This is a genomic window from Micromonospora sp. NPDC049060, assembly GCF_040649055.1.
GTDB classification, from domain to species: Bacteria; Actinomycetota; Actinomycetes; order Mycobacteriales; family Micromonosporaceae; genus Micromonospora; species Micromonospora reichwaldensis.
The window spans coordinates 24,921-51,664 of record NZ_JBEZEV010000040.1; the positions used below are offsets into that span (position 1 = coordinate 24,921).

Here is a 26,744-nt window from a genome sequence, read left to right on the forward strand (position 1 = left end):
GGGCCCGGCGATCCGCCGGGCCCCTCGTCGTCTCCGGGAAGTGGTCAGCCGGGCAGCCGCGCCGGCGGCGGGTAGACCGAGCCGTCCTGCGCGTCGAAGAGCATCAGGTCGTACGCGCCGGCCAGCCGTTCGATGTCGAGCAGCACCTGGTCCTCGCAGGTCGGGTGCAGGTTCAGCTCGACGTGGTCGCTGGCCGCGTGCAGCGGCGCCACCGCCCACGGGGTGCCGGGGCCGGCCGGCCGGTCCGGGTAGCTGCCGGTGATGGCGCGGTAGAAGGCCACCACCCGCGGGTCCGGGTACCGGTCGACGTGCTGTCCCTGCCGGCACCGCAGCACCGCCGCCCGTACGTCCTCGGGTGTCGCCCCGTCCGCCAGGGCCCACACGCTCAGGTCGAAACTCACGGCGGACAGCGTGCCATCCGACGATCTCCGCGTCGAAATCGGCCCGCCGGCCCGGATCGGCACGCTCCAGTCACGACGGTCCGCTGTGGAGACCCTTGCGTTGAGTTGCGTCGATTCGCTAGCGTATCTGTGCGGTCACTGGCCGAGCTCGCGGCGTGGGCCCGTCTTCGGGTGACGAGGTCGACGTCCGGCTGACCGGCCCGCACCCCTCGATTGCGCGAGCCACGCGCACTCGTCGCTGACCGGCCCTCACGGTCGTTGCCGAGACCGTGGGGGCCGATCGCGCGCCCGGCCCACCCGCCGGGCCGACGCGGACCGGCTCAGCGGCGGTGGGCGAAGAGCACGCGGTAGTCCGACCCGTCGCGGAACCAGTCCAGCCCGGCCGGCCCGGCGGCGTAGAGCGCGGTGGCGTAGGCGTCGGCGACGGCGAGGTCCGGCCCGACGACCGTCGCGGCGGCCAGCTGGTCGGCGGGCTCCCCGGTGTGCGGGTCCACCACGTGGCCCTGCCGGCCGCTCACCCCCGAGGTGCCGACCGCGCCCGCGGTCATCTCCAGCACGAGCGGCGCCCGGTGCTGGTCCGTCGGATGGTGCACCGCCACCCGCCACGGGCCGCCGTGCGCCGCGTGCCCGCGGACGACCAGGTCGGCGCCGCTGAGCACGGCGTAGTCGTGGATGCCGGCGGCCCGCAGCCGGGCGGCGGCCCGCTCCACCGCCCACCCGCCGAGCAGGCCGCCGGGGTCGAAGCCGCCGGGCACCGCCCAGGCGTCGAACCAGCCGTCGGTGGCCGCCCGCATCGCCGCGCAGCGGTCCACCAGGTCGGCCAGCGGCGGGTACGAGTCGGGGCTGATCTCGCCCCGGCGCAGCCGGGAGACCAGGCTCTCCGGCCGGCTCGGGCCGTAGGTGAGGTCGATGGCCCGCAGTTCCGCCACCGCGTCCCGCAGCGCCTCCCCGACACCGCGACGGCCCAGCCACTCGGGGGCGTTGAGCAGCAGCGAGTATTCCGCCGTGGAGGTCCGCACGGTGTGCTGGACGGCGATGCGGTCGTCGCCGACCGTGCCGGAGCGGTCCACGCGGTGACTGCGGGCGCCCAGCCGCAGGTCCGGCCGGCGCGGCTGGAAGGCCGACTGGTCCACCCATCGGGTCCGTGGCTGCTGGTCGATCCGCATGACACTGCTCCCTCGCTGACGCCGGCCGCGTCCTCGCGGCCTCCGTCACGGGCCCCCCTTGACCCGCTCGTCATCACGCTAGGCAGCGGAGATGGCCTCCCCATGAATGCCACCTGGGAGGATCCTGTGCATCCTCCTTTCCCGCATTCTGGAAGGTCCGTACCGGGAGGCGGGACGGCGGCGTACGGTCGGACGAAACGGCTAGGCGAGGGAGCACAGGGACGTGGCACGGATCGCGGTGGTGGCCGGGGACGGGATCGGACCCGAGGTGGTCGCGCAGGCCCGCAAGGTCATCGACGCCGTGCTGCCGGGGGTGGACGCCACCGAGTACGACCTCGGCGCCGCCCGCTGGCACCGCACCGGCGAGGTGCTGCCCGACTCGGTGCTCACCGAGCTGGCCGGGCACGACGCGATCCTGCTCGGCGCCGTCGGCGACCCGACCGTGCCGCCGGGCGTGCTGGAGCGGGGCCTGCTGCTCAAGCTGCGCTTCGCCTTCGACCAGTACGTCAACCTGCGCCCGTCGCGGCTCTGGCCCGGCGTGGCCGGGCCGCTGGCCAGCGTCAAGCCCGGCGAGGTCGACCTGGTGGTGGTCCGCGAGGGCACCGAGGGCCTCTACGCCGGCGCCGGCGGCGCGCTGCACCGGGGCACCCCGGCGGAGGTCGCCACCGAGGAGAGCCTGAACACCCGGCACGGCGTGGAGCGGGTGATCCGCGACGCCTTCGCCCGCGCCACGCGCCGGGAGCGGCGCAAGGTCACCCTCGTGCACAAGACCAACGTGCTCACCCACGCCGGTTCGCTGTGGGCGCGCGCGTTCGAGGCCGTGGCGGCCGAGCACCCCGACGTGACCACGGAGTACCAGCACGTCGACGCCGCCGCGATGTTCCTGGTCACCCAGCCGCAGCGCTACGACGTGGTGGTCACCGACAACCTGTTCGGCGACATCCTCACCGACATCGCCGCCGCCGTCACCGGCGGGATCGGGCTGGCCGCCAGCGGCAGCATCAACCCCGAGGGGGCGTACCCCTCGATGTTCGAGCCGGTACACGGCTCCGCGCCGGACATCGCCGGGCGCGGCGTGGCCGACCCGGTGGCGGCCGTACTCTCGGCGGCCCTGCTGCTCGACCAGCTCGGGCACGCCGACGCCGCCGCCCGGGTCACCGCCGCGGTGGGCGTGGAGCTGGCCGCCCGGACCTCGGGCGCGGCACTGCGCACCGAGGAGGTCGGCGACCGGCTGGCCGGGTACGCCACCTCCTGAGGCCGCCGGCCACCCACCCCGAGGTCCCGACGACGCCGCCGGCCGCACCCCGGTCCGGCGACGCCGCCCGGCCTCACCGGTCCGGCGAGGCTGCCCGGCCGCACCCCGGTCCGGCGGCGCGCACCCGCCCGGCGCTGCCGGTACGCCGGGCGGCGCTACCCGCTGAACGACCGTTCGGGGTAAGTTTCTCGCACCAGTTTTCTCGGCATGCGGACCCGTGTGCCGTAGTCCCGCAGGGAGGTCAGCGCGATGAGCGGTGGTGACAAGCTCGACTTCGAGATCCGTCCGAATCCCGCGCCGGTATCCGTCGCCGACCGGGCCGCCCTGCTGGCCAACCCGGGGTTCGGGCGGGTCTTCACCGACCACATGGTCACCATCCGCTACGCCGACGGCAAGGGCTGGTACGACGCCCGGGTCGAGGCGCGGGCGCCGATCCCGATGGACCCGGCCGCCGCGGTGCTGCACTACGCGCAGGAGATCTTCGAGGGGCTGAAGGCCTACCGGACGGCCGACGGCGGGGTCACCATGTTCCGCCCGGAGGCCAACGCCGCCCGGTTCGCCGCCTCCGCCCGGCGCATGGCGATGCCGCCGCTGCCCGAGGAGACGTTCGTCGACTCGCTGCGTCAGCTCGTGGACGCCGACCAGGGCTGGATCCCCGAGGGCGAGGACGGCAGCCTCTACCTGCGGCCGTTCATGTTCGCCAGCGAGGTGTTCCTCGGCGTCCGGCCTGCCAACGAATACCTCTACGTGGTGATCGCCTCCCCGGTCGGGGCGTACTTCTCCGGCGGGGTGAAGCCGGTGACGGTCTGGGTCTCCCCGGACTACACCCGGGCCGCCCCGGGCGGCACCGGCGCCGCGAAGTGCGGCGGCAACTACGCCGCCTCGCTGGTGGCGCAGGCCGAGGCGATCGAGCACGGCTGCGACCAGGTGGTCTTCCTGGACGCGGTGGAGCGGCGCCACGTCGACGAGCTGGGCGGCATGAACGTGTTCTTCGTCTACGACGACGACACCGTGGTCACCCCGCCGCTGACCGGCACGATCCTGCCCGGCATCACCCGGGAGTCGGTGCTCACCCTGGCCGCCGACGCCGGGCACCGGATCGAGGAGCGGCCGGTGAGCTTCGCCGACTGGCAGGCGGACGCCGCGAGCGGCCGGCTCCGCGAGGTGTTCGCCTGCGGCACCGCCGCGGTCGTCACCCCGATCGGGCGGGTGCGCTTCCCCGACGGCGAGTTCCTGGTGGGTGGCGGCGAGCCCGGGCGGGTCACGACGGCCCTGCGCCAGCAGCTCGTCGACCTCCAGCGGGGCAGGGCCGACGACCCGCACGGCTGGGTCCGCCGCATCCTCTGATCCGCCCCCGACGGCACCGTCCCGCCCCCGCGCCGCCCGGTGCGGGGGCGGCGCCGTCACGGGAGGGCGGGGTCAGGTCAGCAGGTGCTCGCGCAGCGCGGCGAGTTGGGCGTCGGTGACGCCGGCGTGGCGCAGGTAGCCCTCCACCGAGCCGTGGGCCTCCCGCAGCTCGGCGAGGAAGAGCGTCATGGCCTCGGCGGGGCAGGTCAGCACCGGCAGGGTGTGCCCCGCCCGCTGGCCGGTGGCCTCGAACCAGGCGCGGTACCGCTCGCCGGCCTCGGTGCTCAGGGCGTAGTCGGCGGCGATCTCGTCGTCGGCGACGCCGAGCACCGCGAGGGTGAGCCCGCAGACGATGCCCGTGCGGTCCTTCCCGGCGACGCAGTGCACGACCAAAGGGGCGCTGGCGTCGTCGGCGATCAGCCCGATCGCCTCGGCGAGCCCGGCGGTGCCCGTCCCGGCGAGGTCGGCGTACCGGTCGGCCAGGTAACGGGCCAGGTCGGTGCCGGGACGGTAGGGCCGCTCGCCCCACTCCGCGTGCTCCGGGTGGATGTTGCGCCAGGTCAGGCCGTCGAAGTGGGGGACGCGGCCGTCGCGCTCCACCTCGTACGGGCGGCGCAGGTCGATGACCGTGCGGACGCCGAGGGCGGCGAACGCCTCCCGGTCGGTGTCGTCGATGCGGTGCAGGGAGTCGGAGCGGTAGAGCCGCCCCGGGCGCACCGTGCGGCCGTCGTGGCCGACGTGGCCGCCCACGTCGCGGAAGTTGAACGTCGTGGAGAAGGGGATCCGGCGACCGACCTCGATGGAGTCCACGCTGACACGGTAACGGCCTCCCACGATCTGCGGGAGGCCGTCGCGCGCCGTGCCGGTCAGCGGGCGGTGCCGGGCGGGATGGCCGAGTACGTCTCGTCGTAGTAGCCGCCGAGGCGGTCCCGGTAGGTGGGGTCGGTGTCGGCGGTCTCGTCGTACTCCGGGGCGGCCTTGATCTGGTCCTTGCTCCTGTCGACGTGCACCTTGCGCTCGTCGTGGTCGACGTGGTTGACGGTGCCGGCCGGGATCATGACCTTCCGGCCGAAGATCCACGGCCCGGTGTCCACCACGAGGTAGCTGTCGTTGACCTCGTGACTGGCGCTGTCGATCTTGCCGATGCCGCCGTCGGTGGCCTCGACCTTGTAGCCGACCAGGTCGGCGTCGGCGACCCTCGCGGTGTCGCGGTAGCGCCACGGGTCGAACGTGCCGGCCGGGGCGCCGCCGGCGAACTCGCCCTGGCCGCCGCCGCGCAGCGGGTCCGGGCTGCCGTGGGTGCTGTGCGGGTCGAGCCTGTCCATCTGACAACTCCTGCCCCGACTGTCGCCAGTCGTCTCGCCGGTCCGGGTGTCTCTCGTCTGCTCCCGAGGAGCTACCCGGGCCGTCGCCACCGGAAACGGCGGGGCCGGTGCCGGGGACGGCGCAGGGCCGGCGCCGCATCGCGGCACCGGCCCTGCGTGTGGTACCCGTCAGGCGAGCGCGGCCTGGGCGTCCAGGGTCACCGCGGCGGCGTGCACGACGGCGGCGATGCGCAGTCCCTCGTGCACCTGCTCGCGGCTGAAGCCCGCGCTGCGCAGGGTCTTCTCGTGCGACTCCAGGCACACCCCGCAGCCGGTGATCGCCGAGACCGCCAGGCACCAGAGCTCGAAGTCGGCCTTGTCCACGCCCGGCTTGGCGATGATCTGCATCCGCAGCCGCGCCGGGATCGACTGGTACTGCTCGTCGCCGATCAGGTGCTTGGCCCGGTAGTAGACGTTGTTCATCGCCATGATCGCGGCGGCGCCCTTGGCGGCCTCGACCGCCTCCGGCCCGAGGTGGGTGGCCGCCTCGGCCGCGATCTCGCGCAGCACCACCGGGTTGCGCGCCGCGACGGCACAGGCCAGGGCGGTGCCCCACGCCTGCTCCGGCTTCAGCGTGCTGGTGGCGATGGTGGAGCCGAGGTTGAGCTTGATGTCCTTGGCGTACTCGGGCAGCGCCGCCTTGACCGCGTCCAGACCCATGGTCAGGCCCCGGCGCCGGCGAGGAGCTTGGTGGCGTCCAGGGTCTCGCCGCCCTTGTTCCAGTTGCACGGGCAGAGCTCGTCGGTCTGGAGGGCGTCGAGCACCCGCAGCACCTCGGAGACGTTGCGGCCGACCGAGCCGGCGGTCACCATGACGAACTGGATCTCGTTGTCCGGGTCGACGATGAAGGTCGCGCGCTGGGCCACGCCGTCCTCGCCGAGCACGCCGCAGGCGGCGGTCAGCTCACGCTTGACGTCGCTCAGCATCGGGAACGGCAGCTCGCGCAGGTCCGGGTGGTCCTTGCGCCACGCGTAGTGGACGAACTCGTTGTCCACCGACACGCCGAGGACCTGGGCGTCCCGGTCGGCGAACTCCTCGTTCAGCCGGCCGAACTCCGCGATCTCGGTCGGGCAGACGAAGGTGAAGTCCTTCGGCCAGAAGAAGACGACGCGCCACTTCCCCTGGTGCGACTTGTGGTCGATCGACTCGAACGCCTTGTCGGCGTCCAGCGACACGCAGGCGGTGAGTTCGTACTCGGGGAAGCGGTCACCGACAGTGAGCACAGGTCCTCCTTGACAGCGGCACGAGGCCGGTAACTGGATCGGTTCCAGATACTTCCGCAGCTCCGTTTCCGCCGGTCGGCGGCCGGGTGACTTGTGAAGTCGATCACCGGCGGCGGGTCGTGCCGGCGAGCCGGTCACCCGTGCGGTATCGGGACCCTCCGTCACCGTCCCGCCATGTGGATTGCGCCTCCCAAAACCGGGTCCCGGATGGCAGAGTGGCGATCGTGACCAGCACCGACCTGATTATTCGCACCTAGCGCGCCGGCCTCCCCTCCGCCGAGCGCGCAGACCTCCCGCATCCGCGGGGGGTCTTTTTGTTGCTCCCCGAAAGGACTCCCTGATGACGTTCCAGGTGTACGACACCACGCTGCGCGACGGCGCCCAGCGCGAGGGGCTCAGTTACTCGGTGGTCGACAAGCTCGCGGTGGCCCGCCTGCTCGACGAGTTCGGGGTCGGCTTCATCGAGGGAGGCTGGCCGGGCGCGGTGCCGAAGGACACCGAGTTCTTCCGTCGGGCGCGCGCCGAACTCGACCTGAAGCACGCGCTGCTGGTCGCGTTCGGGGCCACCCGGCGGGCCGGGGTGCCCGTCGGCGAGGATCCACAGGTCCGCGGCCTGCTCGACGCGCAGACGCCGGCGATCGCCCTGGTCGCCAAGGCGGACCTGCGGCACGTCGAGCGGGCGCTGCGCACCACCGGATCCGAGAACCTGGCGATGGTCCGCGACACGGTGGCGCACCTGGTGGCCGAGGGGCGCCGGGTCTTCGTCGACGGGGAGCACTTCTTCGACGGCTACCGGTCCGACCCGGCGTACACGGCCGCCGTCGTGGAGACCGCCCTCGCCGCCGGCGCCGAGCGGGTGGTGCTCTGCGACACCAACGGCGGGATGCTGCCCTCCCAGGTGACCGCCGCCATCGCCGACCTGACCGCGCGGCTCGGGGTCGGCCCGGAACTGCTCGGCATCCACTGCCAGAACGACACGGCCTGCGCGGTGGCCAACACCGTCGCCGCCGTGGAGGCGGGGGTGCGCCACTTCCAGGGCACCGCCAACGGCTACGGCGAGCGCCCCGGCAACGCCGACATCTTCGCCGTGGTCGCCAACCTCCAACTCAAGCTCGGGCTGCCCGTCCTACCGGAGGGCTGCCTGGGGCAGATGGTGCGGGTCTCCCACGCCATCGCCGAGATCGCCAACATCGCCCCCGACACCCACCAGGCGTACGTCGGGGCCGCGGCCTTCGCCCACAAGGCGGGGCTGCACGCGAGCGCGATCAAGGTGGATCCGCTGCTCTACAACCACGTGGACCCACAGGTGGTGGGCAACGACATGCGGATCCTCGTCACCGAGATGGCCGGCCGGGCCAGCGTCGAACTCAAGAGCCGTGAACTCGGCCTGGACCTGGCCGGCCATCCGGAGGCGCTGTCGCGGGTCACCCGGCGGGTCAAGGAGCTGGAGGCCGACGGCTGGTCGTTCGAGGCCGCCGACGCGTCGTTCGAGCTGCTGGTCCGCTCGGAGCTGGACACCGCCCCTGCCAGGCCGTTCGCGTTGGAGTCGTACCGGGTGCTGGTCGAACACCGGGAGGACGGCGCGGTGGTCTCGGAGGCGACCGTCAAGATCCGCGTACGCGGTGAGCGGGTGATCGCCACCGCCGAGGGCAACGGTCCGGTCAACGCCCTCGACGAGGCGCTGCGGGTCGGGCTGGCCCGGCACTACCCGGAGCTGCGCGACTTCGAGCTGGCCGACTACAAGGTGCGGATCCTGGAGGGCACCCACGGCACCGGCGCGGTGACCCGGGTGCTGCTGGAGACGGTCGACGGCAGCAACCGCGACTGGACCACGGTCGGCGTGCACCCCAACGTCGTCGAGGCGTCCTGGCACGCCCTCGTCGACGCGCTCACCTACGGCCTCGACCGCGCCCGGGTCTGAGCCGCCCCGGCCCCCGCGCACCAGCAGCCGGGGGCCTCACCCGACCGGGAGGCGCAGCTCGGCGAGGACGGCGCGGTGGTCGCTGCCCCGCACGGGGTGCACGGTGACCGCGCGCACCGCGATCCGCCGGTCGACAAGCACGTGGTCGATGGTCACCGGCGGGATCGGGTCCCCGTCGTACGGGCCCCAGGTGCCGACCAGGCCCGCGCCGACCTGGTCGGCGGCGTCGACGTAGCCGGTGTCCAGCAGGGCGCGCAGCGGGGCGTGGTCGAGGGTGGCGTTGAAGTCGCCGGCGAGGATCCGCAGCGGCCCGTCCGGGGTGGCGGGCGGCTGCGCGGCCAGGTCGGCGCGCCAGTGGCCGACCTGGTCCACCGCGTACGGGGCCGACGGGTGCGCCGACTCGACCCGGACCGCCGGCGCCCCGGGCACCGCCACCGTGCCGTAGGCCTGGTCGAATCCCCAGCCGCCGCGGTTGTGCCGGACGCCGCCGTCGCTGATCGGGAACCGCGCGTAGAGGCCGGAGCCGACGGTGCCGGTCTGCGGGTGGAGCTGCCGGTGAGGGAGCAGCCCGGGCAGGCCGAGCCGGTCCAGCTCCGCCTCGGCGTCCGGGGTGAACTCCTGCACGGCGAGCACGTCGACCCGGTGCCGTCGGACCAGGTCGACCAGCGCCCGCGCGTCGCCGGCCCCGGCGAGCAGGTTGGCGGTCAGCAGCCGCACCGTCGGCCCGCCGGCCGGGGGCTGGCCGGACGGCAGTGCCCGGGGCCCCACCACGGCCACCAGGGTCGCCGTGACCAGAGCCGCGACCACTGCGGGCCACCGGCGCCGCAGGGCGAGCGCGAGCACCAGCGGCAGGAGGCTCCCGCCAGCGGCGTACGGGGTGAAGGCGAGCAGCTGCACCAGCGGCCCCCGGTCGAGACCGCCCAGTCGTACCGCCGCCCAGGCGGCCCCGGGCGCGACGGCGGCCCAGCAGAGCGCGGTGCGCAGCGGCGCCGTCCGGCGGCCCGTCGCAGGCCGCGCGGTCTCGATGATCACGGCCGGAGGATAGCGCCCGGGCACCCGTCCGGCGGTCCCGAACGCGCCCACGCGGCGGCCCCGGAGCAGTTCGCGTGACACACTCGTGAATGGTCCAGCGTTCGCTTCTCACAATTATGCGATTGCGATTCGAGTAATTGACTGGGCGTGATCGACTATTGACCCACCGCATTTCGCGGTGCTACCTTCCAGTGGGTTGAGACGTCGAAACTCTGAGTAGTAATACCTGCTCAGAGCCGGTGGAAATCGTTGAAGCGGCAACATCTAGGTGCGGCCTGAAGGTGTGGGCTCCAGGCGGTTGTCGCTATTTCCCGGCCCGAAAAAATGGAAGTCGACCGTCCCGCTTCCAGTGGGTCCGGTCGAATCCGCACGGTCAACAAAAGGGAGACCTGTCATGACCACACTCTTCCGACGCAAGGCGGTGGCGGTGGCGTTCGCCGCGCTGGCGCTCACCCTGGCCGGAGGCGGGATCGCCGTCGCCCAGCCGGCGGCGCAGGCACCCGCCGAGGTCGCCCAGCCGGCCGCCCGCCAGCCCGGCTCCGGCAGCCAGCCGGCGGTGAGTCCCGCCGAGGCGCGCAAGGCCAAGGCCGCGCTGGCGCAGGGCCCGTCCGCGCAGGCGAGCGCGCCGGGCACCGTCGCCTCCGCCGTCGTCGCCAGCAACGGCGTCCTGCTCCGCGGCTCGCCCGAGGTGGTCTCCGCCACCCGGTACGGCCCGGGCGAGTACCAGGTGCTGTTCAACTACAACGTCTCGCTGAAGACGTTCCACGCCGCCATCGGCACCACCGACCCGTACAACGTTCCCCCGGGCGGCGAGATCTCCGTCGCGCCGCGGCTCCAGACGCCGAACGCGGTCTTCGTCCAGACCCGCAGCTCGTCGGGGAACGCGTCCGACCGGCCGTTCCACCTGGTCATCGCCAACTGAGCACCGCCTGACGGCGCCGGCCCTCTCACCTGGGTGTGGGGGCCGGCGCCGCCGCGCCGCCGTCGCCCACCGACGCGGGGCTCTCAGGGGGCGTGGGCGACGCGCGCTCGGGGTGTGGGTGCCGGGTCGGGAGGGTTGTCCCGGTTCGGGCCGCTAAGGGTCACCCCCGCGCCGATAATCCGACGTTTGTCCGACGGTCGGCACGGGAAGCAAGCACCGTGACGGACATCTCGGACACCCTGGCCAGCGTGCCCAGCCCGGCCGATCCCGATGCGACCCCGGCCGAGCTGGAACAGACGCTCTTCGAGGTCAAACGCGTGATCGTCGGGCAGGATCGGCTCGTCGAGCGCCTGCTCACCGCCCTCATCGCAGACGGGCACTGCCTCCTGGAAGGCGTGCCCGGGGTGGCCAAGACGCTCGCCGCGCAGACCCTGGCCACCGTGGTCGGCGGCACCTTCTCCCGGATCCAGTTCACCCCGGACCTGGTCCCCTCCGACATCGTCGGCACCAGGATCTACCGCGCGTCGCGCGAGGACTTCGACATCGAGCTGGGCCCGATCATGGCGAACCTGGTGCTCGCCGACGAGATCAACCGGGCCCCGGCCAAGGTGCAGTCCGCCCTGCTGGAGGCGATGGCCGAGCGGCAGGTCTCCATCGGCGGGCGCAGCTTTCCCGTGCCCGAGCCGTTCCTGGTGCTGGCCACCCAGAACCCCATCGAGTCGGAGGGGGTCTACCAACTGCCGGAGGCGCAGCGCGACCGGTTCATGATGAAGGTCGTCGTCGACTACCCGAGCGACGCCGACGAACTCGCCATCCTCTACCGGATGAGCGCCGACCGGCCCGTCGCCCGGCGGGTGCTCGACCCGCAGCGGCTGCGGGACCTCCAGGCCCGCGCCGCCCACGTCTTCGTGCACCACGCGATCGCCGAGTACGTGGTCCGGCTGATCTTCGCCACCCGGGACCCCGGCCGGTTCGGCCTGCCCGAGATCGCCCCGCTGCTCGCGTACGGGGCCAGCCCCCGGGCCACCCTCGGCCTGGTCCGCGCCGCGCGGGCCCAGGCGCTCCTGCGCGGTCGCGGGTACGTGCTGCCCGAGGACGTCCGCGAACTCGCCGTCGACGTGCTCGCCCACCGGCTGGTGCTCTCCTTCGACGCGGTCGCCGACGGGGTGGCCGCCGAGGCGGTGGTCCGGCGGCTGGTGGAGGTCGTGCCGCCGCCGCGCGTCGCCACCGCCCAGCCGGAACCCGCGGCCGACCTGGCGGCGGCATGAGGTGGCGCGGGGCCACCGCGCCGGCCCCCGGGCCGGCCGACCCGGGACTGGCCGACCTCACCGGGGACCGGCGGCTGCGCCGGCTGGAGCTGACCGTCACGCGCCGGCTCGACGGGCTGCTGCACGGCCGGTACCGCGGCCTGCTGCCCGGGCCCGGCAGCGAGACCGCCGGCAGCCGGGAGTACCGGCCCGGTGAGGACGAGGTGCGCCGGATGGACTGGGCGGTGACCGCCCGCACCACGGTCCCGCACGTGCGCGAGGTCGACGCCGACCGGGAGCTGACCACCTGGCTGCTGGTCGACGCGAGCCCCAGCATGGAGTACGGCACCGCCGAGCTGGACAAGCGGGAGCTGGCCGTGGCGGCGGTCGCGGCGGTCGGCTTCCTCACCGGCGGCGTGGGCAACCGCCTCGGCGCGCAGGTGCTCGGCCCGGACGGGCTGCGCCGGTTCCCGCCCCGCAGCGGACGTACCCATCTGCTCGGGCTGCTCCGGGCCCTGCTGACGGCCCCGCGCGTCGGCGGCCACGACCGGGACGAGTCGGCGCCGGCGGGCCCCGACCTGGCCGACGGGCTGGCCGCCGTGCACCGGGTGGCGCTGCGCCGCGGCCTCGTCGTGGTGGTCTCGGACTTCCTCGACGGACTGCCCGACGACCCACGGCAGGCGCCGTCCTGGGAGGTGCCCCTGCGCCGCCTCGCCGCGCGGCACCAGGTGCTCGCCGTGCAGGTCACCGACCCCCGGGAGCTGGAGCTGCCCGACGTCGGCCTGGTCACCCTCGTCGACCCGGAGACCGGGCGGCGGCGCGAGGTGTGGACCGGCGACCGCGCGCTGCGCGAGCGCTACGCCGCCGCCGCGACCGCCCAACGCGAGCAGGTACGCCAGGCGCTGCGCCGCAGCGGCGCCACGCACCTGCCGCTGCGCACCGACCGGGACTGGGGCGCCGACATCGTGCGGCACGTGCACGCCCAACGGCGCCTCGCCGCCACCCCGGCGCGGACGGCCCGGGGAGGTGCGGCGTGATCTGGCAGTCGCCCGCCCGGCTCTGGCTCCTGCTCGGGGTGCTCGCCCTGGCCGTCGGCTACCTGCTCATGCAGCGCCGCCGCAGCCGGTATGCCGTCCGCTTCACCAACCTGCGGCTGCTCGACCGGGTCGCGCCGCACCGTCCGGCCTGGCGGCGGCACGTGCCGGCCGGGCTCTTCGTGGCCATGCTGGCGCTGCTGGTGGTCGGCTTCGCCCGGCCCACGGCGGAGGTCCGGGTGCCCCGCGAACGGGCCACGGTGATGGTCGCCGTGGACGTCTCCACCTCGATGCTCGCCGGCGACGTGGAACCGGACCGGCTCAGCGCCGCCAAGGAGTCCGCCCGGCGCTTCGTCGACGGCCTGCCGGACGAGTTCAACGTCGGGTTGGTCGCCTTCGCCGGCAGCGCGGCGGTGCTGGTGCCGCCGAGCACCGACCGGGAGGCGCTGTACGAGGGCGTCGAGCGGCTGGTCGAGGGGGCCACCGGGGTGCAGGGCACCGCGATCGGAGAGGCGATCAGCACCTCGCTCGGCGCGGTGAAGGGCTTCGACAGCCAGGCGGCGAAGGACCCACCGCCGGCCCGGATCATTTTGCTCTCCGACGGGGCGAACACCTCCGGCATCGACCCGATGGAGGCCGCGTCCGAGGCGATCGACATGAAGGTGCCGGTGCACACCATCTCCTTCGGCACCCCGAGTGGCACGGTGGACCGGGGCGGCCGGCCGATCCAGGTGCCCGTCGACGGGCAGACCCTGCGTGCGGTAGCCGAGGAGACCGGGGGCGTGTTCCACGAGGCCAGCACCAGCGACGAGCTGCGCGCCGTCTACGACGACATCGGCACCTCGGTCGGCTACCGCATCGAAAGGCAGGACGTCTCGGCCCGGTTCATCGGTCTCGGGCTGGTGTTCGCCATGGGCGCGGCGGCCGGCTCGATGCGCTGGTTCGCCCGGCTGCCCTGACCCGTACGGCCACCGCCGAGAAGGACACGTGAGGAGCGTACGCATGGCAGTGCAGACCGGGCTGGGCGAACCGCGCGGCCCCTGGTTCATCTCCCCGGAGCTGGATCCCGACGGGCGGGCCCGGTGGGGCGGGTCCGACCCCGACGGTGGCCCGGCTGGCCGCGGCCCGCGCGGGCGGGTGCTGGCGGCGCTGGCGGTGGTGGTCCTGTCGACCGCCTCCGGGGCGGTGGCCGGCGGCATCGTGGCCGGCCGCGACGACGCCCCGGGCCCGGCTGCGGCCTCGGCGGCCCCCGTCCCGGCGGAACTGGTGACCGCCGCCGGGAAGACCGTGCCGGGGGTGGTCTCGGTGCTGGTCGGCGGGGCCGGCGGCGCCTCGGCCTCCGGCTCCGGCTTCGCCGTCGACGACCAGCAGCACATCATCACCAACGACCACATCCTGGCCAAGGGGCGCGGCGGCTCGGTGACGGTGGAACTGCCCGACGGGCGGCGGTTCGCCGCCGAGGTCGTCGGGCGGGAGCCGCGCAGCGACCTCGCCGTGCTGCGGGTGCCGCCGTCGGCCGGCCTGGCGGCGTTGCCCCTGGCGAAGCCGGGATCCACCCGGGTGGGGGAGCCGGTGCTGGCGGTCGGCTCGCCGCTCGGGCTGTCCGGCACCGTCACCGCCGGCATCGTCAGCGCCCTCGACCGGCAGGTACGCCTCGGCGACAACCGGCATACCGCCGTGCAGACCGACGCCTCGATCAACCCGGGCAACTCGGGCGGCCCACTGGTCAACGCGCGCGGCGAGGTGGTCGGGGTGAACACGGCCATCGCCACGATCGACGGGAACGGCTCGATCGGCATCGGCTTCGCCATTCCCATCGAACAGGTGCAGCAGACCGCCGACACGATCATCGGCAAGGGTGGCTGAGCTGCGAGCCCGCCGTCCGGGGCGGCCCGGGAATGTGAAAACTGTCGGATACCCGGCGCGGAATGATCGGCCAATGGAAATATCACGCTGAGTATGGATAACTGGCTCGGGTGGAGCGTCCTGGAATCGTGGTCCTCCTGCTGGTGGGCCTGTTGATCGGTACCGGTGTGGGGTCGGCGTACGCCCGGGCACGACGCGGGTGGGCCGACTACCAGACCGTCAAGAAGACCGTGCCCGGCGCCCGGAGCGCCGCGTGGCTGCTGATCAAGGTGGCCACCACGAAGATCGGGGTGATCGCCCTGCTGCTGGTGGGGGCGGTCGCCTATGCCGCCGCCGACTCCGACGACAGTCCCGACCCACCCGCGCAGACCCCGGGACCGTCCGCGACCCCGAGCGTCCGGCAGGGGCGCTAGCCTCGGGGGGTGGACGACGGACTGCGGGTGAACGACCGGTGGACCGTTCCCGCCGCCGAGCTGCGGGAACGGTTCTCCCGGTCGTCCGGGCCCGGCGGCCAGGGCGTCAACACCACAGACTCGCGCGTCGAGCTGAGCTACGACCTGGCCGCCTCGCCCGGCGTGCCCGAGCCGCTGCGGGCGCGGGCGCTGGAGCGGCTCGCCGGCCGGCTGGTCGACGGCGTGCTCACCGTGGCCGCCAGCGAGCACCGGGCGCAGCTGGCCAACCGGGAGGCCGCCCGCGAACGGCTGGCCGCGCTGCTGCGCGAGGCCGCCGCCCCGCCGCCCCCGCCCCGCCGGCCCACCCGCCCGTCGCGGGGCGCGAAGGAGCGCCGGCTGGCCGACAAGAAGCGCCGGTCACAGCGCAAGCGCGACCGCCGCGTCGACGGCGACTAGCCCGGGAGCAGTGTCGCGCAGACACCGATGAGCCGGGCGCGTAGCTGGCCGGCACGCTGTGCGAACTCGCGTTGCCGCGCCGCGTACTCGGCCTTGCCCTCCGGCGTCTCGATGGCCACCGCGGGCTGCCCGTAGGAGGAGAAGTCGTACGGGGACGCCTGCATGTCGAGTAGCCGGATGTCCCTCGCCAGCTCGAAGCAGTCGAGCGCCAGGTCCCCCGGAACCGCGGGCCCCAACTTGGTCGCCCACTTGTGGCAGTCCATCGATGCGTGCAGGCAGCCCGGCTGGTCGAGTTCCACCTGGCTCTCCCTCGTGGGTCGGAGCCGGTTGAGGCCGACCGCGTCCGGGGTGAAGAAGCGGTACGCGTCGAAGTGCGTGCAGCGGATCTGGTGCGCCTCGACGACCGCGTCGGTGCCCTCCTGCCCGAGTCGCAGGGGGAGCGGGTGCCGATGCTCCCGTTGGCGGTACACCATCGCCCACTCGTGCAGGCCGAAGCAGCCGGTGAAGGCCGGTCGCGACGCGATCGCGGACAACAGGCGGTGGATGAAGCGCACCGACTCGGCCCGGTCGACGAGGAACGCCGCGACGTCGAAGCTCACCGTCCCGTCCGCCGCCGTCGCGTACCAACGCCACTGCCGGTGCGGGGCGGAGCCGTCCGGCCCCGGCGCCAGGGAGACGCCCACGCCCGGGTGCCACCGGCGGAGCACGGAGGGCCGGGTGCCGTAGTAGTCGTACAGGAAGTCGTCGATCGCGTGGCGTTCCCCCGTGGCCCTGCGGGCGCGGTGGCCCGCGGTGAGGGCGTCCGCGCGCCTCTCGTGCGCCTCCAGGAGGGCAACCCAGGTCGGCGGGGCGAGGGCGGCGGTCACGAAGCCAAGGGTACGGCCGCCGCCCGGCGCCCGGTCAGGGCACGTCCACCCGGACCCCGGCGGAGAACACCCCGCTGCGCAGCTCGAGCTGCTCCGGCGGCGCCTTCCCGGCGACGGTGAAGACCAGCGGCAGCACCGTCCGGCTGCCGGCCGCCATCGGCTGGGCGAAGACGTCCCGGCCCTGGTTGGCCGCCCGGGTCGCCTGCTCGTCGGTGCTGACGAAGTTGCCGTCGGGCAGGTACGCCCGTTGCAGCCGGCCGTGCCAGCTCTGCTGCTCCGGGGTGAGGTTGCGCACCCCGACCGTCGCCTCGCACTGCCGGGCCGCGGCGCCGGGCTCGCACGCGACGCGGTACACGGTGAACTCGAACGCCGACTCGCGCAGCGGCTCGCCGACGGCGCCGTTGACCCCCTGGCCCAGCCACGCGCCGCCGGTCGGCTGGCTGTCGGTGTCGACGGCCGCGACCTGCCGGGTGGCCGTCCAGGCGGCGGTGCCCACCGTGCCGGCGAGCACGACGGCGGCCACCGGGACGATCAACCAGACGGACGGCTTGCGGCGGAGCTGTTCCGGTCGCGGGGCGGCCGGTCGCGGGTAGACCGTCCCCGGATGCTGGCCGGAGAGGGCCGCGGCGACCGGTCGGCGGCGCCGGCGCCAGGTCCAGACCCCGCCCACCGCGAGCGCCGTCACGGTGCCGAGTCCGGCCAGCAGCACCGGCGCCCGGCGCCACGGCGGCGCCTCGGAACGCTCGGGCGCGGCGGCCGGCACGCCCGCGTTCCAGGTCGCTGTCGCGCAGTCGTACGGCCGGCTGCCGTCGCGGGCGTAGGCGCAGGCCGGCGCGGTCAGCGGCCGGGCCGGGGCGGCGGCGGTGAGCGCCGTGCCCAGGGTGGTGGTGCTGCGGGCGGGCAGCTTCAGCTGCCAGGTCACCTCGGTGGCCGACTGCCCGGTGCCCCGGGTGGCCCGGCCCCCGGCGGTGATGGCGGTCGCCGAGGCCCCGGGCGGCAGCTCCTGCCGGACGGTGGTGTCCACCGGCGTGCCACCGCTGTTGCGGACCTGGATCCGGTAGCGCGGCGCCGGCGTGCTCTCCGGCACCACCGCGACCGTGACCGGCGGCTTCGCCACCGGCGGGGCGGCCCGGGTCGGGGTGGGCACGGCCGGCGGCGCCGACGGCATCGCCGGCTCCGGGGTAGGCGCGACCACCGGTGGTGGCGCGGCCGCCGCGGGTGGCGCCGCCGCCGGCAGCGCCGGCACGGCGGAGAGAATGCCGAGGCAGTGTACGAACACTGCGAGGGCCCTGTGGTGTCGTGTCGATGCAGGCATACGAACGAACCTCCGGAGCCGACGCTAGGGGCGCGACGACACCGGGCGGGTACGAAGTCGCGAACTCCGCCCCCGCGAGCGGACGGTGTCGTAGGGTGCGTCCTCCCGGCGTCCCGGGGCGCGCCTGACTGCGGCCTCGGCCGGGTCGCGGGTTGCCGGGGCTAGATTGGCCTGGTGCGTATCGCTCGTTTTGCTCATGCCAAGGGAATGTCGTTCGGGGTCGTCGAGGGCGAAGCGGAGGCGGGCCCGCAGGGCCTGACCATCGCCGAGATCGAGGGCCACCCGTTCGGCCAGATCACCTTCAGCGGTGCCCGCTGGGCGCTGTCGGACGTCCGCCTGCTCTCGCCGATCCTGCCCAGCAAGGTCGTCTGCGTCGGTCGCAACTACGCCGAGCACGCCGCCGAGCACGGCAGCGAGGTGCCGAAGGAGCCGCTGCTCTTCCTCAAACCGTCCACCTCCGTGATCGGGCCCCGCGACGCGATCCGGCTGCCGATCTTCTCGAAGCAGGTCGAGCACGAGGCCGAACTGGCCGTGGTGATCGGCGCGCCGGGCGCCCGCCGGGCCGACCGGGCCGCCGCGGAGCGGGCCATCTTCGGCTACACCTGCGCCAACGACGTCACCGCCCGGGACCTCCAGCGTTCCGACGGCCAGTGGACCCGCGCCAAGGGCTTCGACTCGTTCTGCCCGATCGGGCCGTGGATCACCACCGGGCTCGACGTCCGCGACCTGGAGATCCGCTGTGAGGTGGGTCGCAATCCGGAGGAGATGGAGGTCCGCCAGCTCGGCCGGACCCGCGACATGGTCTTCGACGTGCCGGCCCTGGTGTCGTACGTCTCGCACGTGATGACGCTGCTCCCCGGCGACGTGGTGCTCACGGGCACCCCGGCGGGGGTTAGCCCGCTGCTGGACGGGGATACGGTCACCGTGCGGATCGAGGGGATCGGAGACCTCACCAACCCGGTGGTGCCCGTCGCCTGATCCGCGTCGAGGCCCCGTTTCCGCAGTTCAGGGGCGGTTTGGGGGACTCGATTTGGCCTGCTGGCACCGGGAGGGTAAAGTTTGATCCCGGCACCGCAAGGGGCCAATGGGGTATGGGGTAATTGGCAGCCCGACTGATTCTGGTTCAGTTAGTCTAGGTTCGAGTCCTGGTACCCCAGCGCAGCCGAGGTTCGCAAGAGCTTCGAGCGCTGGATCTCGTGGGAGACGACTCCGGTTCCCGTTCAGGGGATCGGGGTTCTCTCTGATAGAGTCCAGCGGCGCCGCTCGGCAGAGCGGTGCCGCAAGTCAGGTTCTGGCCCCGTCGTCTAGCGGCCCAGGACGCCGCCCTCTCAAGGCGGTAGCGCCGGTTCGAATCCGGTCGGGGCTACATCTCAGAACGGCCCGTTCCACTCCGGTGGGGCGGGCCGTTTCGCATGTCCCGCGCCGACGCTCCTCGTTGCCGCGTGGTTGCCTGCCGCCGCGACACGGGTGGCCACGCCGGCGGCTGCGCCCCGCCGTGTGCGGCTCGGTCCGCCTCTGCTGGTCGACCGGTTTCCGCCCCGCCCGGTCGTGGCCTCGGCCGAAGCCTGGTCTCCGGTGGTCCGATCCTGGTCGTCCGGGTGGTGCAGTGCCGGGATGACCGTCCGGTCGCCCCGATTTCCGTCTCCGGATGGGACGCCGCTAGACTACAGCGGCACCGCTCGCAAGGGCGGTGGAAGCAGTGAAGTCTTGGCCCCGTCGTCTAGCGGCCCAGGACGCCGCCCTCTCAAGGCGGTAGCGCCGGTTCGAATCCGGTCGGGGCTACATCCCAGAACGGCCCGTTCCACTCCGGTGGAACGGGCCGTTCGGCATTCCACCCTTCCGCCCCGTCCCGCCCCGGGCTGCACCCCGGCCCTGACCACGCCGCTGCCGGTCGTGTCGATCAAGAAGTTCTCGCTCGGTCCGGGGTCGAACCCGGGCGCAAACTTCTTGATCGACGCGGGGCCGATGGGTGGGGGCGGGGTGGGTGTCAGAGGCCGGAGAGGCGTTGGCCGGCGCGGACCACGGCCATCGCGTGGCGTTCGCCGGGGCGGCGTCCCAGGCGCTCGATGGGCCCGGAGATGCTGATCGCGGCGATGACCCGACCGGTGCGGTCGCGGATCGGCGCCGAGACGCTCGCCACACCGGCCTCGCGTTCGGCGACGCTCTGCGCCCAGCCCCGGCGGCGTACCTCGGCCAGGGTGCGGCCGGTGAACTTCGACCGGGGGAGCAACGGCATCACGGCCTCGGGCGGCTCCCAGGCGAGCAGGATCTGCGCCGCGGAGCCCGCCGTCATCGGCAGCACCGAGCCGACCGGCACGGTGTCCCGCAGGCCGCTGGCCCGCTCGGCGGCGGCCACGCAGATGCGCTCGTCGGCGCGGCGCAGGTAGAGCTGGGCGCTTTCGCCCGTCGCGTCCCGCAGCGCCGCCAGCAGCGGCTCCGCCGCCGTCAGGAGCACGTCCGGGGCGGCGTTGGCGAGCTCACCCAGGCGCGGGCCGGGACGCCAGCGACCCTGGGTGTCCCGGACCAGCATCCGGTGGATCTCCAGCGCCTGCGCCAGCCGGTGCGCGGTGGCCCGGGGCAGCTTGGTGCGTTCAACGAGTTCGGCCAGGCTGGCGCCGTCGACGCAGGCGGCCAGGATGACCACCGCCTTGTCGAGAACGCCGACACCGCTCATACTGTGTCCCACAAGCCGAAACTTACCTCCCAGAATTTAGGATGTCCAGATGGTGGGAGTCACTACTACCGAGCCGAGGACCCTGGCCGAGAAGGTCTGGGACGCGCACGTCGTACGGTCCGCCGAGGGCGAGCCCGATCTGCTCTTCATCGACCTGCACCTGCTGCACGAGGTGACGAGCCCGCAGGCCTTCGACGGGCTGCGCCTCGCCGGGCGCCGGGTGCGCCGCACCGACCTCACGCTCGCGACGGAGGACCACAACACCCCGACGGGGTACGCCGACCCGTCGTTCCGCCTGCGGCGCGGCGATCTGCTCACCATCGCCGACCCCACCTCGCGTACGCAGATCGAGACGCTGCGCCGCAACTGCGCCGAGTTCGGGGTGCGGCTGCACCCGCTGGGCGACGAGAACCAGGGCATCGTGCACGTCATCGGCCCGCAGCTCGGCGTCACCCAGCCCGGCATGACCATCGTCTGCGGGGACTCGCACACCGCCACCCACGGCGCGTTCGGCGCGCTCGCGTTCGGCATCGGCACGAGTGAGGTCGAACACGTGCTGGCCACCCAGACGCTGCCGCAGAGCCGGCCGAAGACGATGGCGGTGAACGTGACCGGGCGGCTCGCCCCGGGGGTCACCGCAAAGGACCTGGTGCTCGCGCTGATCGCCCAGGTGGGTACGGGCGGCGGCCGCGGGCACATCGTCGAGTACCGCGGCGAGGCGATCCGGTCGCTGTCCATGGAGGGGCGGATGACGATCGCCAACATGTCCATCGAGTGGGGCGCCAAGGCCGGCATGATCGCGCCGGACGAGACCACCTTCGCGTACCTGAAGGGGCGGCCGAACGCCCCCAAGGGTGCCGACTGGGACGCGGCGCTGGCCTGGTGGCGGACCCTGCCCACGGACGAGGACGCCACCTTCGACGCCGAGGTGACCCTGGACGCCGGCGCGGTCACCCCGTTCGTGACCTGGGGCACCAACCCGGGCCAGGGCGCGCCGCTGGGCGCCGTGGTGCCGACCCCGGAGGAGTTCGTCACCGAGGCCGAGCGGACCGCCGCCCGGCGCGCGCTTGAGTACATGGACCTGCGCCCCGGCACCCCGCTGCGCGACCTCGCGGTCGACGTGGTCTTCGTCGGGTCCTGCACCAACGGCCGGCTGGAGGACCTCCGGGCCGCCGCCGACGTGCTGCGCGGGCAGCGGGTCGCCGACGGGGTGCGGATGCTGGTGGTGCCCGGTTCCGCCGCCGTGCGCGAGGCGGCCGAGTCGGAAGGGCTGGACAAGGTCTTCACCGACGCCGGCGCCGAGTGGCGCTTCGCCGGCTGCTCCATGTGCCTGGGCATGAACCCGGACACGCTCTCGCCGGGCCAGCGCTCCGCCTCCACCTCCAACCGCAACTTCGAGGGCCGCCAGGGCCGGGGCGGACGCACCCACCTGGTCTCCCCGCCGGTCGCCGCCGCCACCGCCGTGGCCGGCCGGCTGGCCGCTCCCGCCGACCTGTAGAAGGGCACCCAGATGGAGAGGTTCACCACCCACACGGGCACCGCCGTGCCGCTGCGGCGATCCAACGTGGACACCGATCAGATCATCCCCGCCGTGTACCTCAAGCGGGTGACCCGGACCGGTTTCGCGGACGGCTTGTTCAGCGCCTGGCGGGAGGACCCGGAATTCGTGCTCAACGATGCCGCCCATTCGGGTGCATCGATTCTTGTGGCCGGTCCGGAGTTCGGCACCGGCTCCTCCCGGGAGCACGCCGTCTGGGCGCTGCGCGACTGGGGGTTCCGTGCCGTGATCGCGCCCCGTTTCGGCGACATCTTCCGGGGCAACGCCCTCAAGGAGGGGCTGCTCCCGGTCGAGCTGGAATTGAAGGCGGTCGAGGAGATCTGGGACCTGGTGGAGGCCGACCCGACCACCCCCGTCACCGTGGACCTGACCGCCCGCGAGGTGCGTGTCGGCGAGGCCACCTGGTCGTTCCCGATGGACGACTTCAGTCGTTGGCGGCTGCTGGAGGGCTTGGACGACATTGGACTCACCCTCCGCCACGAGGCGGAGATCAGCGCCTTCGAGGCCGACCGGCCGCCGTTCCTGCCCTCGGTCGCATAGCCGTACGCCCGATCCCACAGCGGTTTCCGCCCCCGCCGGTCTCACCGGTGGGGGCGAATCCGTTACGACACAAGGGCTTTTTTCGACCGAATGTTTGTGTCCCGGCAGCACAGGGCATACCGTGCGCGCAGAATGGCTCGCGTCGAGTCAGTTGCACAATCGGGAGGAAGTCGTGAACAAGGCCGAGCTCATCGAGGCGCTCGCCGTTCGCCTGGGGGACCGGAAGACGGCGACGGCCGCGCTCGACGCGGTCCTCGCTGAGGTCCAGGCGGCGGTCACCAAGGGCGAGAAGGTGGCGATCACCGGATTCGGAGCGTTCGAAAAGCGCGTCCGGGGCGCCCGAACAGCGCGCAACCCACGGACCGGCGAGGCGGTGAAGGTCAAGAAGACATCCGTCCCGACCTTCCGGCCCGGCGCCGGATTCAAGGAGATGGTGGCCAGCGGCAAGGTGCCGAAGGCCACGGCGGCGGCGAAGAAGACCACGGCTGCCGCCGCCAAGACCACGGCCGCCGCCAAGACCACCGCGGCGGCCAAGACGACGGGTGCCAAGGCCACCGGGGCGAAGGCCACGGGTGCCAAGGCGACCGGAGCCAAGGCCACCGGTGCCAAGGCCGCGGGCGCGAAGGCGGCCGGGACCAAGGCGGCCGGGACCAAGGCGGCCGGGACCAAGGCGACCGGGACCAAGGCGACCGCGGCGGCCAAGAAGGCCCCCGCGGCGAAGGCGACCAAGACCACCGCGGCGAAGAAGACCGCGACCACCAAGGCCGCCCCGGCGAAGAAGACCACCGCGGCGAGCAAGGCCACGGCGGCGAAGAAGACCGCCGCGACGGCGAGCAAGAGCGCGGCGGCGAAGAAGGCGCCGGCAAAGAAGGCGGCGGCGAAGAAGACCGCCACCAAGCGCTGAACCTGGCGGTACGGCAAGGGCGTCCACCGACGGTGGGCGCCCTTCGCCGTGTCCACCCCACCCGTTGACCCCGACCGTGCCCCGCCCGCAGAATCGCCGCACCCCTTCCGGTCGGCGAAAGGCAGCCCGGTGCGCTACCGCCACCTCTCCACCGTCACCCTCGCCCTGGGCGTCGTGCTCCTCGTCGACGTGCTGCGCGTCTTCCTGCCGGCGGTCATCACCATCTTCGGGCAGGCCGCCTCGACCCCCGCCGAACTGCTGGGGGCGTTCGCTTTCGGCTGGTTCCTGCTCGCCCTGGCCGCGCCCGCGCTGATCCGTCGCGTCGGCGCCCGCCCCGTGACGCTCGTCGCCGCCGTGCTGCTGGTCGTGGCGCGGCTCGCCGTCAACGGCCAGCCGGGCGGGCGGCTCCAGCTCTGGCTCGCCACGGCCGGGCTGCTCGCCGGGCTGGTCTGGCTCGCCGGTGTCGCCGCCGGCACCGACCGCCCCGTGCCCGGGTTGGCGCTCGGGCTGGCGGTCGGGGCCGTCCTGCACACGGTGCTGGACACGTACCGCTCGGCGTTCTTCGGGGACTGGCCGGCGTGGTTGGCGGCCGTCGGGGTCGCGGGGCTCTTCCTGGCGGGGCAGGCGCGGCCCGCGCCGCCGGCCGGGGCGGGCGGCGTACGGAGCTGGCTGCTGGCCGGGCCGGCGCTGCTGCTCGCCGGCATGGTGGCGCTCTCCCCGGCGGTCGCCCGGACGGCGACGTCGTACCAGTTCGGTCTGTTGCGGTCGGATCCCGCCGACGAGGTGGGGGTGGCCACCGTGCCGCTGTTCGGCCCCGCCCCGCTCGCCGTGGCGGTCGGCGGGTTCCTGCTCGCCGCGCTGGCCCCGCCCCGCCGGGGCGCCTGGCGGTGGCCCGGGCCGGTGGCCCTGGTCGGCGGGGCCGTCCTCGTCGCCCTCGGACGCGGGGAGTTGCTGCTGCCGGCCGTCCTGCTCACCGCCGTCGGTCTCGGCGCGTGCCTGGCGTCGGCCGGTGCGGCGGACGGGCGGGGCGACGACGGCGCGGACGAAGCCCGCACCCCGGTCCCCGACGGCGCTGGGCGGGCGGCCGGCAGCACGCCGGCCCCGGCGCTGGCGGCCGGTGACGGGCAGGACCCGGTGCGGGCGGCCGGGCGGCGCGGGTACGCCGCCGTCGCCGGGATGCTCGTCTTCGCCGTCGCGGCGGTGGCCTACTACTCCGCCTACGACCTCGGCCACCCCAACGCCGGAGTGCCGGTGGCGGTGGCGGTGCTGGTCGCCGCCGTCGCGCTGGCGAGGCGTCCCGCCCCGGGGCCGGCCCGGTCGCCGCTGCCGCCGGTCTGGACGGCCGCCACCGCCGCCGCGGTGACGCTGCTGGCCGCGGTCGCCAGCGACGAGCTGCTCTCCGCCACCAACCGGGACGGGCCGCCGGAGACGGTGCGGGTGGCGGCGTACAACGTGCGGATGGGGTTCGGGATGGACGGCCGCTTCGACCCGGACGCGCTGGCGCGGGCCGTCGCCGGGGCCGACGTCGTGGCACTCAGCGAGGTGGACCGGGGCTGGCTGCTCAACGGCGGCCACGACACGCTCGACCTGCTGGCGGAGCGGCTGGACATGCCGTACGTCTTCGCGCCGGCCGCCGACCCGCTCTGGGGTGACGCCGTGCTGAGCCGGTGGCCGCTGGACGCGGCGCGGACCCGGCCGCTGCCGGCGGTCGGCGCGCCCACCGGGGCGCAGGCCCTCGGCGTCACCGTGAACTTCAGCGAGGGCGTCCGCCTGGCGGTCGTCGCCACCCACCTGCAACCGCCGCCCGGCGAGGACCCGGTGGTCCAGGCCCGCGCGGTCGCCGACTTCGCCGTGCGGTACGCGGCCGGCCGGCCCCTGGTGGTCGCCGGCGACCTGAACACCGAGCCGGGCGACCCGGCGTTCGCCGAGTTCACCCGGGCCGGTCTGGTCGACGCGCTCGCCGCCGCCCGCCCCCTGCCGACCAGCCCGGCGGACGCCCCGCGCCAGCAGATCGACCATGTCTTCGTCACGCCCGGCCTGGCCGCCGCCGACGCGGCGGCCCCGCCCGGGACGGCCAGCGACCACCTGCCGGTCGCGGTGACGCTGACCCTGCCGCCGGCCTGACCCGCTGTCCGACGGGCCGGCCTGACCCGCTGTCCGACGGGCCGGTCTGACCCGCCGCCGAGCGGGCCCGGTCGGGACCGGCCGGCCCCGGTGGGCGCGTGGTCAGAGGCGGTCGCCGGCGAGCAGGCGGTCGCCGGCGAAGGCGAGCAGCCAGCCGCCGCCCTTCGGGGTGGTGAAGTCGCCCGGCCGCCCGCTGAGCCGGGCCAGGGCGTCCGGGATCACCTTGCCCTGGCTGCACACCCCCACCGGCTCGCCGGTGGCCGCCAGCGCGGCCAGGCGGGCGGCGGCGGCCAGCGCGCACTCGTCGGGCTGCTGGCCCGGCCGCGGCTCGTCCAGGTCGCCGTCGATCTCGATCGGCAGGTCGAGCAGCGCCGCCGCCGGGTCGAGGGTCTGTACGCAGCGGCGGGCCGAGGCCGACAGCAGGCGTACCGGGCGGAGCAGCGCCACCAGCGGGGCGAGCGCGTGGGCCTGCGCCCAGCCCCGGGCGTCGAGCGGCCGGCCGGTGTCCGGGCCCGACCAGGTGGCCCGCTTGCCGGCGTGGGCGTGCCGGACCAGCGCCACCGTCCCGGTGACCGTCGGCAGGGCCGCGAACGCGGCCAGCACCTCGGCGTCGTGCGGGTAGCTGACCAGCCGGACCGCCTCGTCCACGCCGAGCCAGCGCACGTCGTCGACCTCGGTGCCCGGCTGGAAGCCGCCGGCGGCCACCGCCCGCATCGACCAGTAGTCGACCACCTTCGGGCGGCCCTCGCTGCGGTAGCGCACGGTGGGCAGCCGCACCTGCGGCACCGCCCGGACGTCGGTCTCCTCGGCGACCTCCCGCACGGCGGCGCGCAGCGGATGCTCGCCCGGCTCCAGCTTGCCCTTGGGCAGCGACCAGTCGCCGTAGCGGGGCCGGTGCACGAGGCAGACCAGCACCCCACCGCGCGGGGTGGCGCCCGTGCTCCCGGCGGCCGGCCCATCGCCCGGCCCGGGGTCGTCGGCGGGGCGCCACACGACACCACCCGCCGCCCGGATCGGGGGCGCGGCGTCGGGGAACCCGGGCGGCCGGCCCCCGCCGGGGGCGGGCGCGGCGCGCGCATCCCGCCTCCGGGGAGCCGATTCGGGTGCCGGTGCGCCCGCCGGGCCCGCGGCGCGGCG

Annotated in this window: 26 protein-coding genes and 3 tRNA genes; 18 read left to right on the plus strand and 11 right to left on the minus strand. The window is 74.4% G+C overall.

Translation table 11 applies throughout. The annotated features are described in order from the left end of the window. Positions 1–44: 44 nt before the first annotated feature. Positions 45–401 carry a hypothetical protein gene (locus AB0B83_RS16620; protein ID WP_121396167.1) on the minus strand — a complete coding sequence of 119 codons (357 nt, stop codon included), beginning with the start codon at positions 399–401 and terminating at the stop codon, positions 45–47. A gap of 320 nt (positions 402–721) precedes the next feature. Then, on the minus strand, positions 722–1,567 hold the full coding sequence (locus tag AB0B83_RS16625) for an FAD:protein FMN transferase (RefSeq protein ID WP_357578928.1): 846 nt from the start codon (positions 1,565–1,567) through the stop codon (positions 722–724). Positions 1,568–1,790: 223 nt separating this feature from the next. Between AB0B83_RS16625 and AB0B83_RS16630 the strand changes: the two genes are divergently transcribed. Both AB0B83_RS16630 and AB0B83_RS16635 read left to right on the plus strand, forming a co-directional pair. Beyond that, on the plus strand, positions 1,791–2,822 hold the full coding sequence (locus AB0B83_RS16630; protein ID WP_357578929.1) for a 3-isopropylmalate dehydrogenase: 1,032 nt from the start codon (positions 1,791–1,793) through the stop codon (positions 2,820–2,822). Between the two features lie 249 nt (positions 2,823–3,071). Continuing rightward, positions 3,072–4,169, plus strand: coding sequence for a branched-chain amino acid aminotransferase (locus AB0B83_RS16635; protein ID WP_357578930.1), 1,098 nt, complete (start codon positions 3,072–3,074; stop codon positions 4,167–4,169). Positions 4,170–4,241: 72 nt separating this feature from the next. Here the strand turns inward: AB0B83_RS16635 and AB0B83_RS16640 are convergent, their stop codons facing one another. From AB0B83_RS16640 to AB0B83_RS16655, 4 genes are all read right to left on the minus strand, one after another. Continuing rightward, on the minus strand, positions 4,242–4,979 hold the full coding sequence (locus tag AB0B83_RS16640; RefSeq protein WP_357578931.1) for a tyrosine-protein phosphatase: 738 nt from the start codon (positions 4,977–4,979) through the stop codon (positions 4,242–4,244). Between the two features lie 56 nt (positions 4,980–5,035). Further along, positions 5,036–5,494, minus strand: coding sequence for a PRC-barrel domain-containing protein (locus AB0B83_RS16645; protein WP_357086715.1), 459 nt, complete (start codon positions 5,492–5,494; stop codon positions 5,036–5,038). A 168-nt stretch (positions 5,495–5,662) separates the two neighbouring features. Further along, positions 5,663–6,193 (minus strand): carboxymuconolactone decarboxylase family protein, encoded by a 531-nt coding sequence (locus tag AB0B83_RS16650; RefSeq protein ID WP_357578932.1) that lies wholly within the window; start codon positions 6,191–6,193, stop codon positions 5,663–5,665. Between the two features lie 2 nt (positions 6,194–6,195). Further along, on the minus strand, positions 6,196–6,756 hold the full coding sequence (locus AB0B83_RS16655; RefSeq protein WP_089001610.1) for a peroxiredoxin: 561 nt from the start codon (positions 6,754–6,756) through the stop codon (positions 6,196–6,198). Between the two features lie 340 nt (positions 6,757–7,096). Here AB0B83_RS16655 and cimA point away from each other — a divergent pair, with 340 nt between their 5' ends. Beyond that, on the plus strand, positions 7,097–8,677 hold the full coding sequence (gene cimA / locus AB0B83_RS16660) for a citramalate synthase (protein ID WP_357578933.1): 1,581 nt from the start codon (positions 7,097–7,099) through the stop codon (positions 8,675–8,677). 36 nt (positions 8,678–8,713) lie between these two features. Here the strand turns inward: cimA and AB0B83_RS16665 are convergent, their stop codons facing one another. Further along, on the minus strand, positions 8,714–9,703 hold the full coding sequence (locus AB0B83_RS16665; protein ID WP_357578945.1) for an endonuclease/exonuclease/phosphatase family protein: 990 nt from the start codon (positions 9,701–9,703) through the stop codon (positions 8,714–8,716). A 400-nt stretch (positions 9,704–10,103) separates the two neighbouring features. Here AB0B83_RS16665 and AB0B83_RS16670 point away from each other — a divergent pair, with 400 nt between their 5' ends. The 7 genes from AB0B83_RS16670 (at position 10,104) to arfB (ending at position 15,626) form a co-directional block, all read left to right on the plus strand. Continuing rightward, entirely contained in the window at positions 10,104–10,631 is a 528-nt protein-coding gene (locus tag AB0B83_RS16670; RefSeq protein WP_357578934.1) for a hypothetical protein, read from the plus strand. 218 nt (positions 10,632–10,849) lie between these two features. Further along, positions 10,850–11,899 (plus strand): MoxR family ATPase, encoded by a 1,050-nt coding sequence (locus AB0B83_RS16675; RefSeq protein ID WP_357578935.1) that lies wholly within the window; start codon positions 10,850–10,852, stop codon positions 11,897–11,899. Beyond that, on the plus strand, positions 11,896–12,915 hold the full coding sequence (locus AB0B83_RS16680) for a DUF58 domain-containing protein (protein ID WP_357578936.1): 1,020 nt from the start codon (positions 11,896–11,898) through the stop codon (positions 12,913–12,915). The genes AB0B83_RS16675 and AB0B83_RS16680 overlap by 4 nt, the downstream gene beginning before the upstream one ends. Then, positions 12,912–13,871 carry a VWA domain-containing protein gene (locus AB0B83_RS16685; protein ID WP_357578937.1) on the plus strand — a complete coding sequence of 320 codons (960 nt, stop codon included), beginning with the start codon at positions 12,912–12,914 and terminating at the stop codon, positions 13,869–13,871. Before AB0B83_RS16680 ends, AB0B83_RS16685 begins: the two co-directional genes overlap by 4 nt. Before the next feature lie 43 nt (positions 13,872–13,914). Beyond that, complete coding sequence (locus AB0B83_RS16690; protein WP_357578938.1) at positions 13,915–14,778, plus strand: trypsin-like peptidase domain-containing protein; 864 nt, start codon at positions 13,915–13,917, stop codon at positions 14,776–14,778. A 110-nt stretch (positions 14,779–14,888) separates the two neighbouring features. Further along, positions 14,889–15,191 (plus strand): hypothetical protein, encoded by a 303-nt coding sequence (locus AB0B83_RS16695; RefSeq protein ID WP_357578939.1) that lies wholly within the window; start codon positions 14,889–14,891, stop codon positions 15,189–15,191. Between the two features lie 9 nt (positions 15,192–15,200). Continuing rightward, the gene (arfB, locus tag AB0B83_RS16700; protein WP_132232586.1) at positions 15,201–15,626 is read left to right on the plus strand and encodes an alternative ribosome rescue aminoacyl-tRNA hydrolase ArfB; all 426 of its coding nucleotides are present in this window, start codon (positions 15,201–15,203) and stop codon (positions 15,624–15,626) included. Here the strand turns inward: arfB and AB0B83_RS16705 are convergent. Together AB0B83_RS16705 and AB0B83_RS16710 are read right to left on the minus strand one after the other, a co-directional pair. Next, complete coding sequence (locus AB0B83_RS16705) at positions 15,623–16,492, minus strand: 3-methyladenine DNA glycosylase (protein ID WP_357578940.1); 870 nt, start codon at positions 16,490–16,492, stop codon at positions 15,623–15,625. The two genes, arfB and AB0B83_RS16705, sit on opposite strands and share 4 nt — an antisense overlap. A 34-nt stretch (positions 16,493–16,526) precedes the next feature. Beyond that, positions 16,527–17,807: a hypothetical protein gene (locus tag AB0B83_RS16710; RefSeq protein WP_357578941.1), complete on the minus strand. Its 1,281-nt coding sequence runs from the start codon at positions 17,805–17,807 to the stop codon at positions 16,527–16,529. A 174-nt stretch (positions 17,808–17,981) separates the two neighbouring features. On the opposite strand from AB0B83_RS16710, the gene AB0B83_RS16715 reads away from it, so the two are divergent. From AB0B83_RS16715 to AB0B83_RS16730, 4 genes are all read left to right on the plus strand, one after another. Further along, positions 17,982–18,785, plus strand: a complete 804-nt coding sequence (locus AB0B83_RS16715; RefSeq protein ID WP_151457599.1) for a fumarylacetoacetate hydrolase family protein — start codon at positions 17,982–17,984, stop codon at positions 18,783–18,785. A gap of 107 nt (positions 18,786–18,892) precedes the next feature. After that, positions 18,893–18,964, plus strand: a tRNA-Gln gene (locus AB0B83_RS16720). A 136-nt stretch (positions 18,965–19,100) separates the two neighbouring features. Then, positions 19,101–19,173 (plus strand) — tRNA-Glu (locus tag AB0B83_RS16725). A gap of 343 nt (positions 19,174–19,516) precedes the next feature. Next, positions 19,517–19,589: transfer RNA gene (locus tag AB0B83_RS16730), tRNA-Glu, on the plus strand. 205 nt (positions 19,590–19,794) lie between these two features. Here AB0B83_RS16730 and AB0B83_RS16735 read toward each other — a convergent pair. After that, a complete protein-coding gene (locus tag AB0B83_RS16735; protein WP_013284529.1) occupies positions 19,795–20,481 on the minus strand; it encodes an IclR family transcriptional regulator in 687 nt (228 codons plus the stop codon). A 49-nt stretch (positions 20,482–20,530) separates the two neighbouring features. On the opposite strand from AB0B83_RS16735, the gene leuC reads away from it, so the two are divergent. The 4 genes from leuC (at position 20,531) to AB0B83_RS16755 (ending at position 25,607) form a co-directional block, all read left to right on the plus strand. Beyond that, positions 20,531–21,979 (plus strand): 3-isopropylmalate dehydratase large subunit, encoded by a 1,449-nt coding sequence (leuC, locus tag AB0B83_RS16740; protein WP_357578942.1) that lies wholly within the window; start codon positions 20,531–20,533, stop codon positions 21,977–21,979. 12 nt (positions 21,980–21,991) lie between these two features. Beyond that, positions 21,992–22,579, plus strand: a complete 588-nt coding sequence (leuD, locus tag AB0B83_RS16745) for a 3-isopropylmalate dehydratase small subunit (protein WP_357578943.1) — start codon at positions 21,992–21,994, stop codon at positions 22,577–22,579. 172 nt (positions 22,580–22,751) lie between these two features. After that, a complete protein-coding gene (locus tag AB0B83_RS16750) occupies positions 22,752–23,483 on the plus strand; it encodes an HU family DNA-binding protein (protein WP_357578946.1) in 732 nt (243 codons plus the stop codon). Positions 23,484–23,612: 129 nt separating this feature from the next. After that, positions 23,613–25,607 carry an endonuclease/exonuclease/phosphatase family protein gene (locus AB0B83_RS16755; protein WP_357578944.1) on the plus strand — a complete coding sequence of 665 codons (1,995 nt, stop codon included), beginning with the start codon at positions 23,613–23,615 and terminating at the stop codon, positions 25,605–25,607. Positions 25,608–25,709: 102 nt separating this feature from the next. Here AB0B83_RS16755 and AB0B83_RS16760 read toward each other — a convergent pair whose 3' ends face one another. Beyond that, entirely contained in the window at positions 25,710–26,522 is an 813-nt protein-coding gene (locus AB0B83_RS16760; RefSeq protein WP_357578947.1) for an NUDIX hydrolase, read from the minus strand. Between the last annotated feature and the right edge of the window lie 222 nt (positions 26,523–26,744).

Bases quoted from the DNA above. Each gene is read 5' to 3' on its own strand.
- AB0B83_RS16625 (WP_357578928.1), bottom strand. From the start codon at position 1,567: ATGCGGATCGACCAGCAGCCACGGACCCGATGGGTGGACCAGTCGGCC.
- AB0B83_RS16635 (WP_357578930.1), top strand. From the start codon at position 3,072: ATGAGCGGTGGTGACAAGCTCGACTTCGAGATCCGTCCGAATCCCGCG.
- AB0B83_RS16645 (WP_357086715.1), bottom strand. From the start codon at position 5,494: ATGGACAGGCTCGACCCGCACAGCACCCACGGCAGCCCGGACCCGCTG.
- AB0B83_RS16650 (WP_357578932.1), bottom strand. From the start codon at position 6,193: ATGGGTCTGGACGCGGTCAAGGCGGCGCTGCCCGAGTACGCCAAGGAC.
- cimA (WP_357578933.1), top strand. From the start codon at position 7,097: ATGACGTTCCAGGTGTACGACACCACGCTGCGCGACGGCGCCCAGCGC.
- AB0B83_RS16670 (WP_357578934.1), top strand. From the start codon at position 10,104: ATGACCACACTCTTCCGACGCAAGGCGGTGGCGGTGGCGTTCGCCGCG.
- AB0B83_RS16680 (WP_357578936.1), top strand. From the start codon at position 11,896: ATGAGGTGGCGCGGGGCCACCGCGCCGGCCCCCGGGCCGGCCGACCCG.
- AB0B83_RS16690 (WP_357578938.1), top strand. From the start codon at position 13,915: ATGGCAGTGCAGACCGGGCTGGGCGAACCGCGCGGCCCCTGGTTCATC.
- AB0B83_RS16710 (WP_357578941.1), bottom strand. From the start codon at position 17,807: ATGCCTGCATCGACACGACACCACAGGGCCCTCGCAGTGTTCGTACAC.
- AB0B83_RS16735 (WP_013284529.1), bottom strand. From the start codon at position 20,481: ATGAGCGGTGTCGGCGTTCTCGACAAGGCGGTGGTCATCCTGGCCGCC.
- leuC (WP_357578942.1), top strand. From the start codon at position 20,531: ATGGTGGGAGTCACTACTACCGAGCCGAGGACCCTGGCCGAGAAGGTC.
- leuD (WP_357578943.1), top strand. From the start codon at position 21,992: ATGGAGAGGTTCACCACCCACACGGGCACCGCCGTGCCGCTGCGGCGA.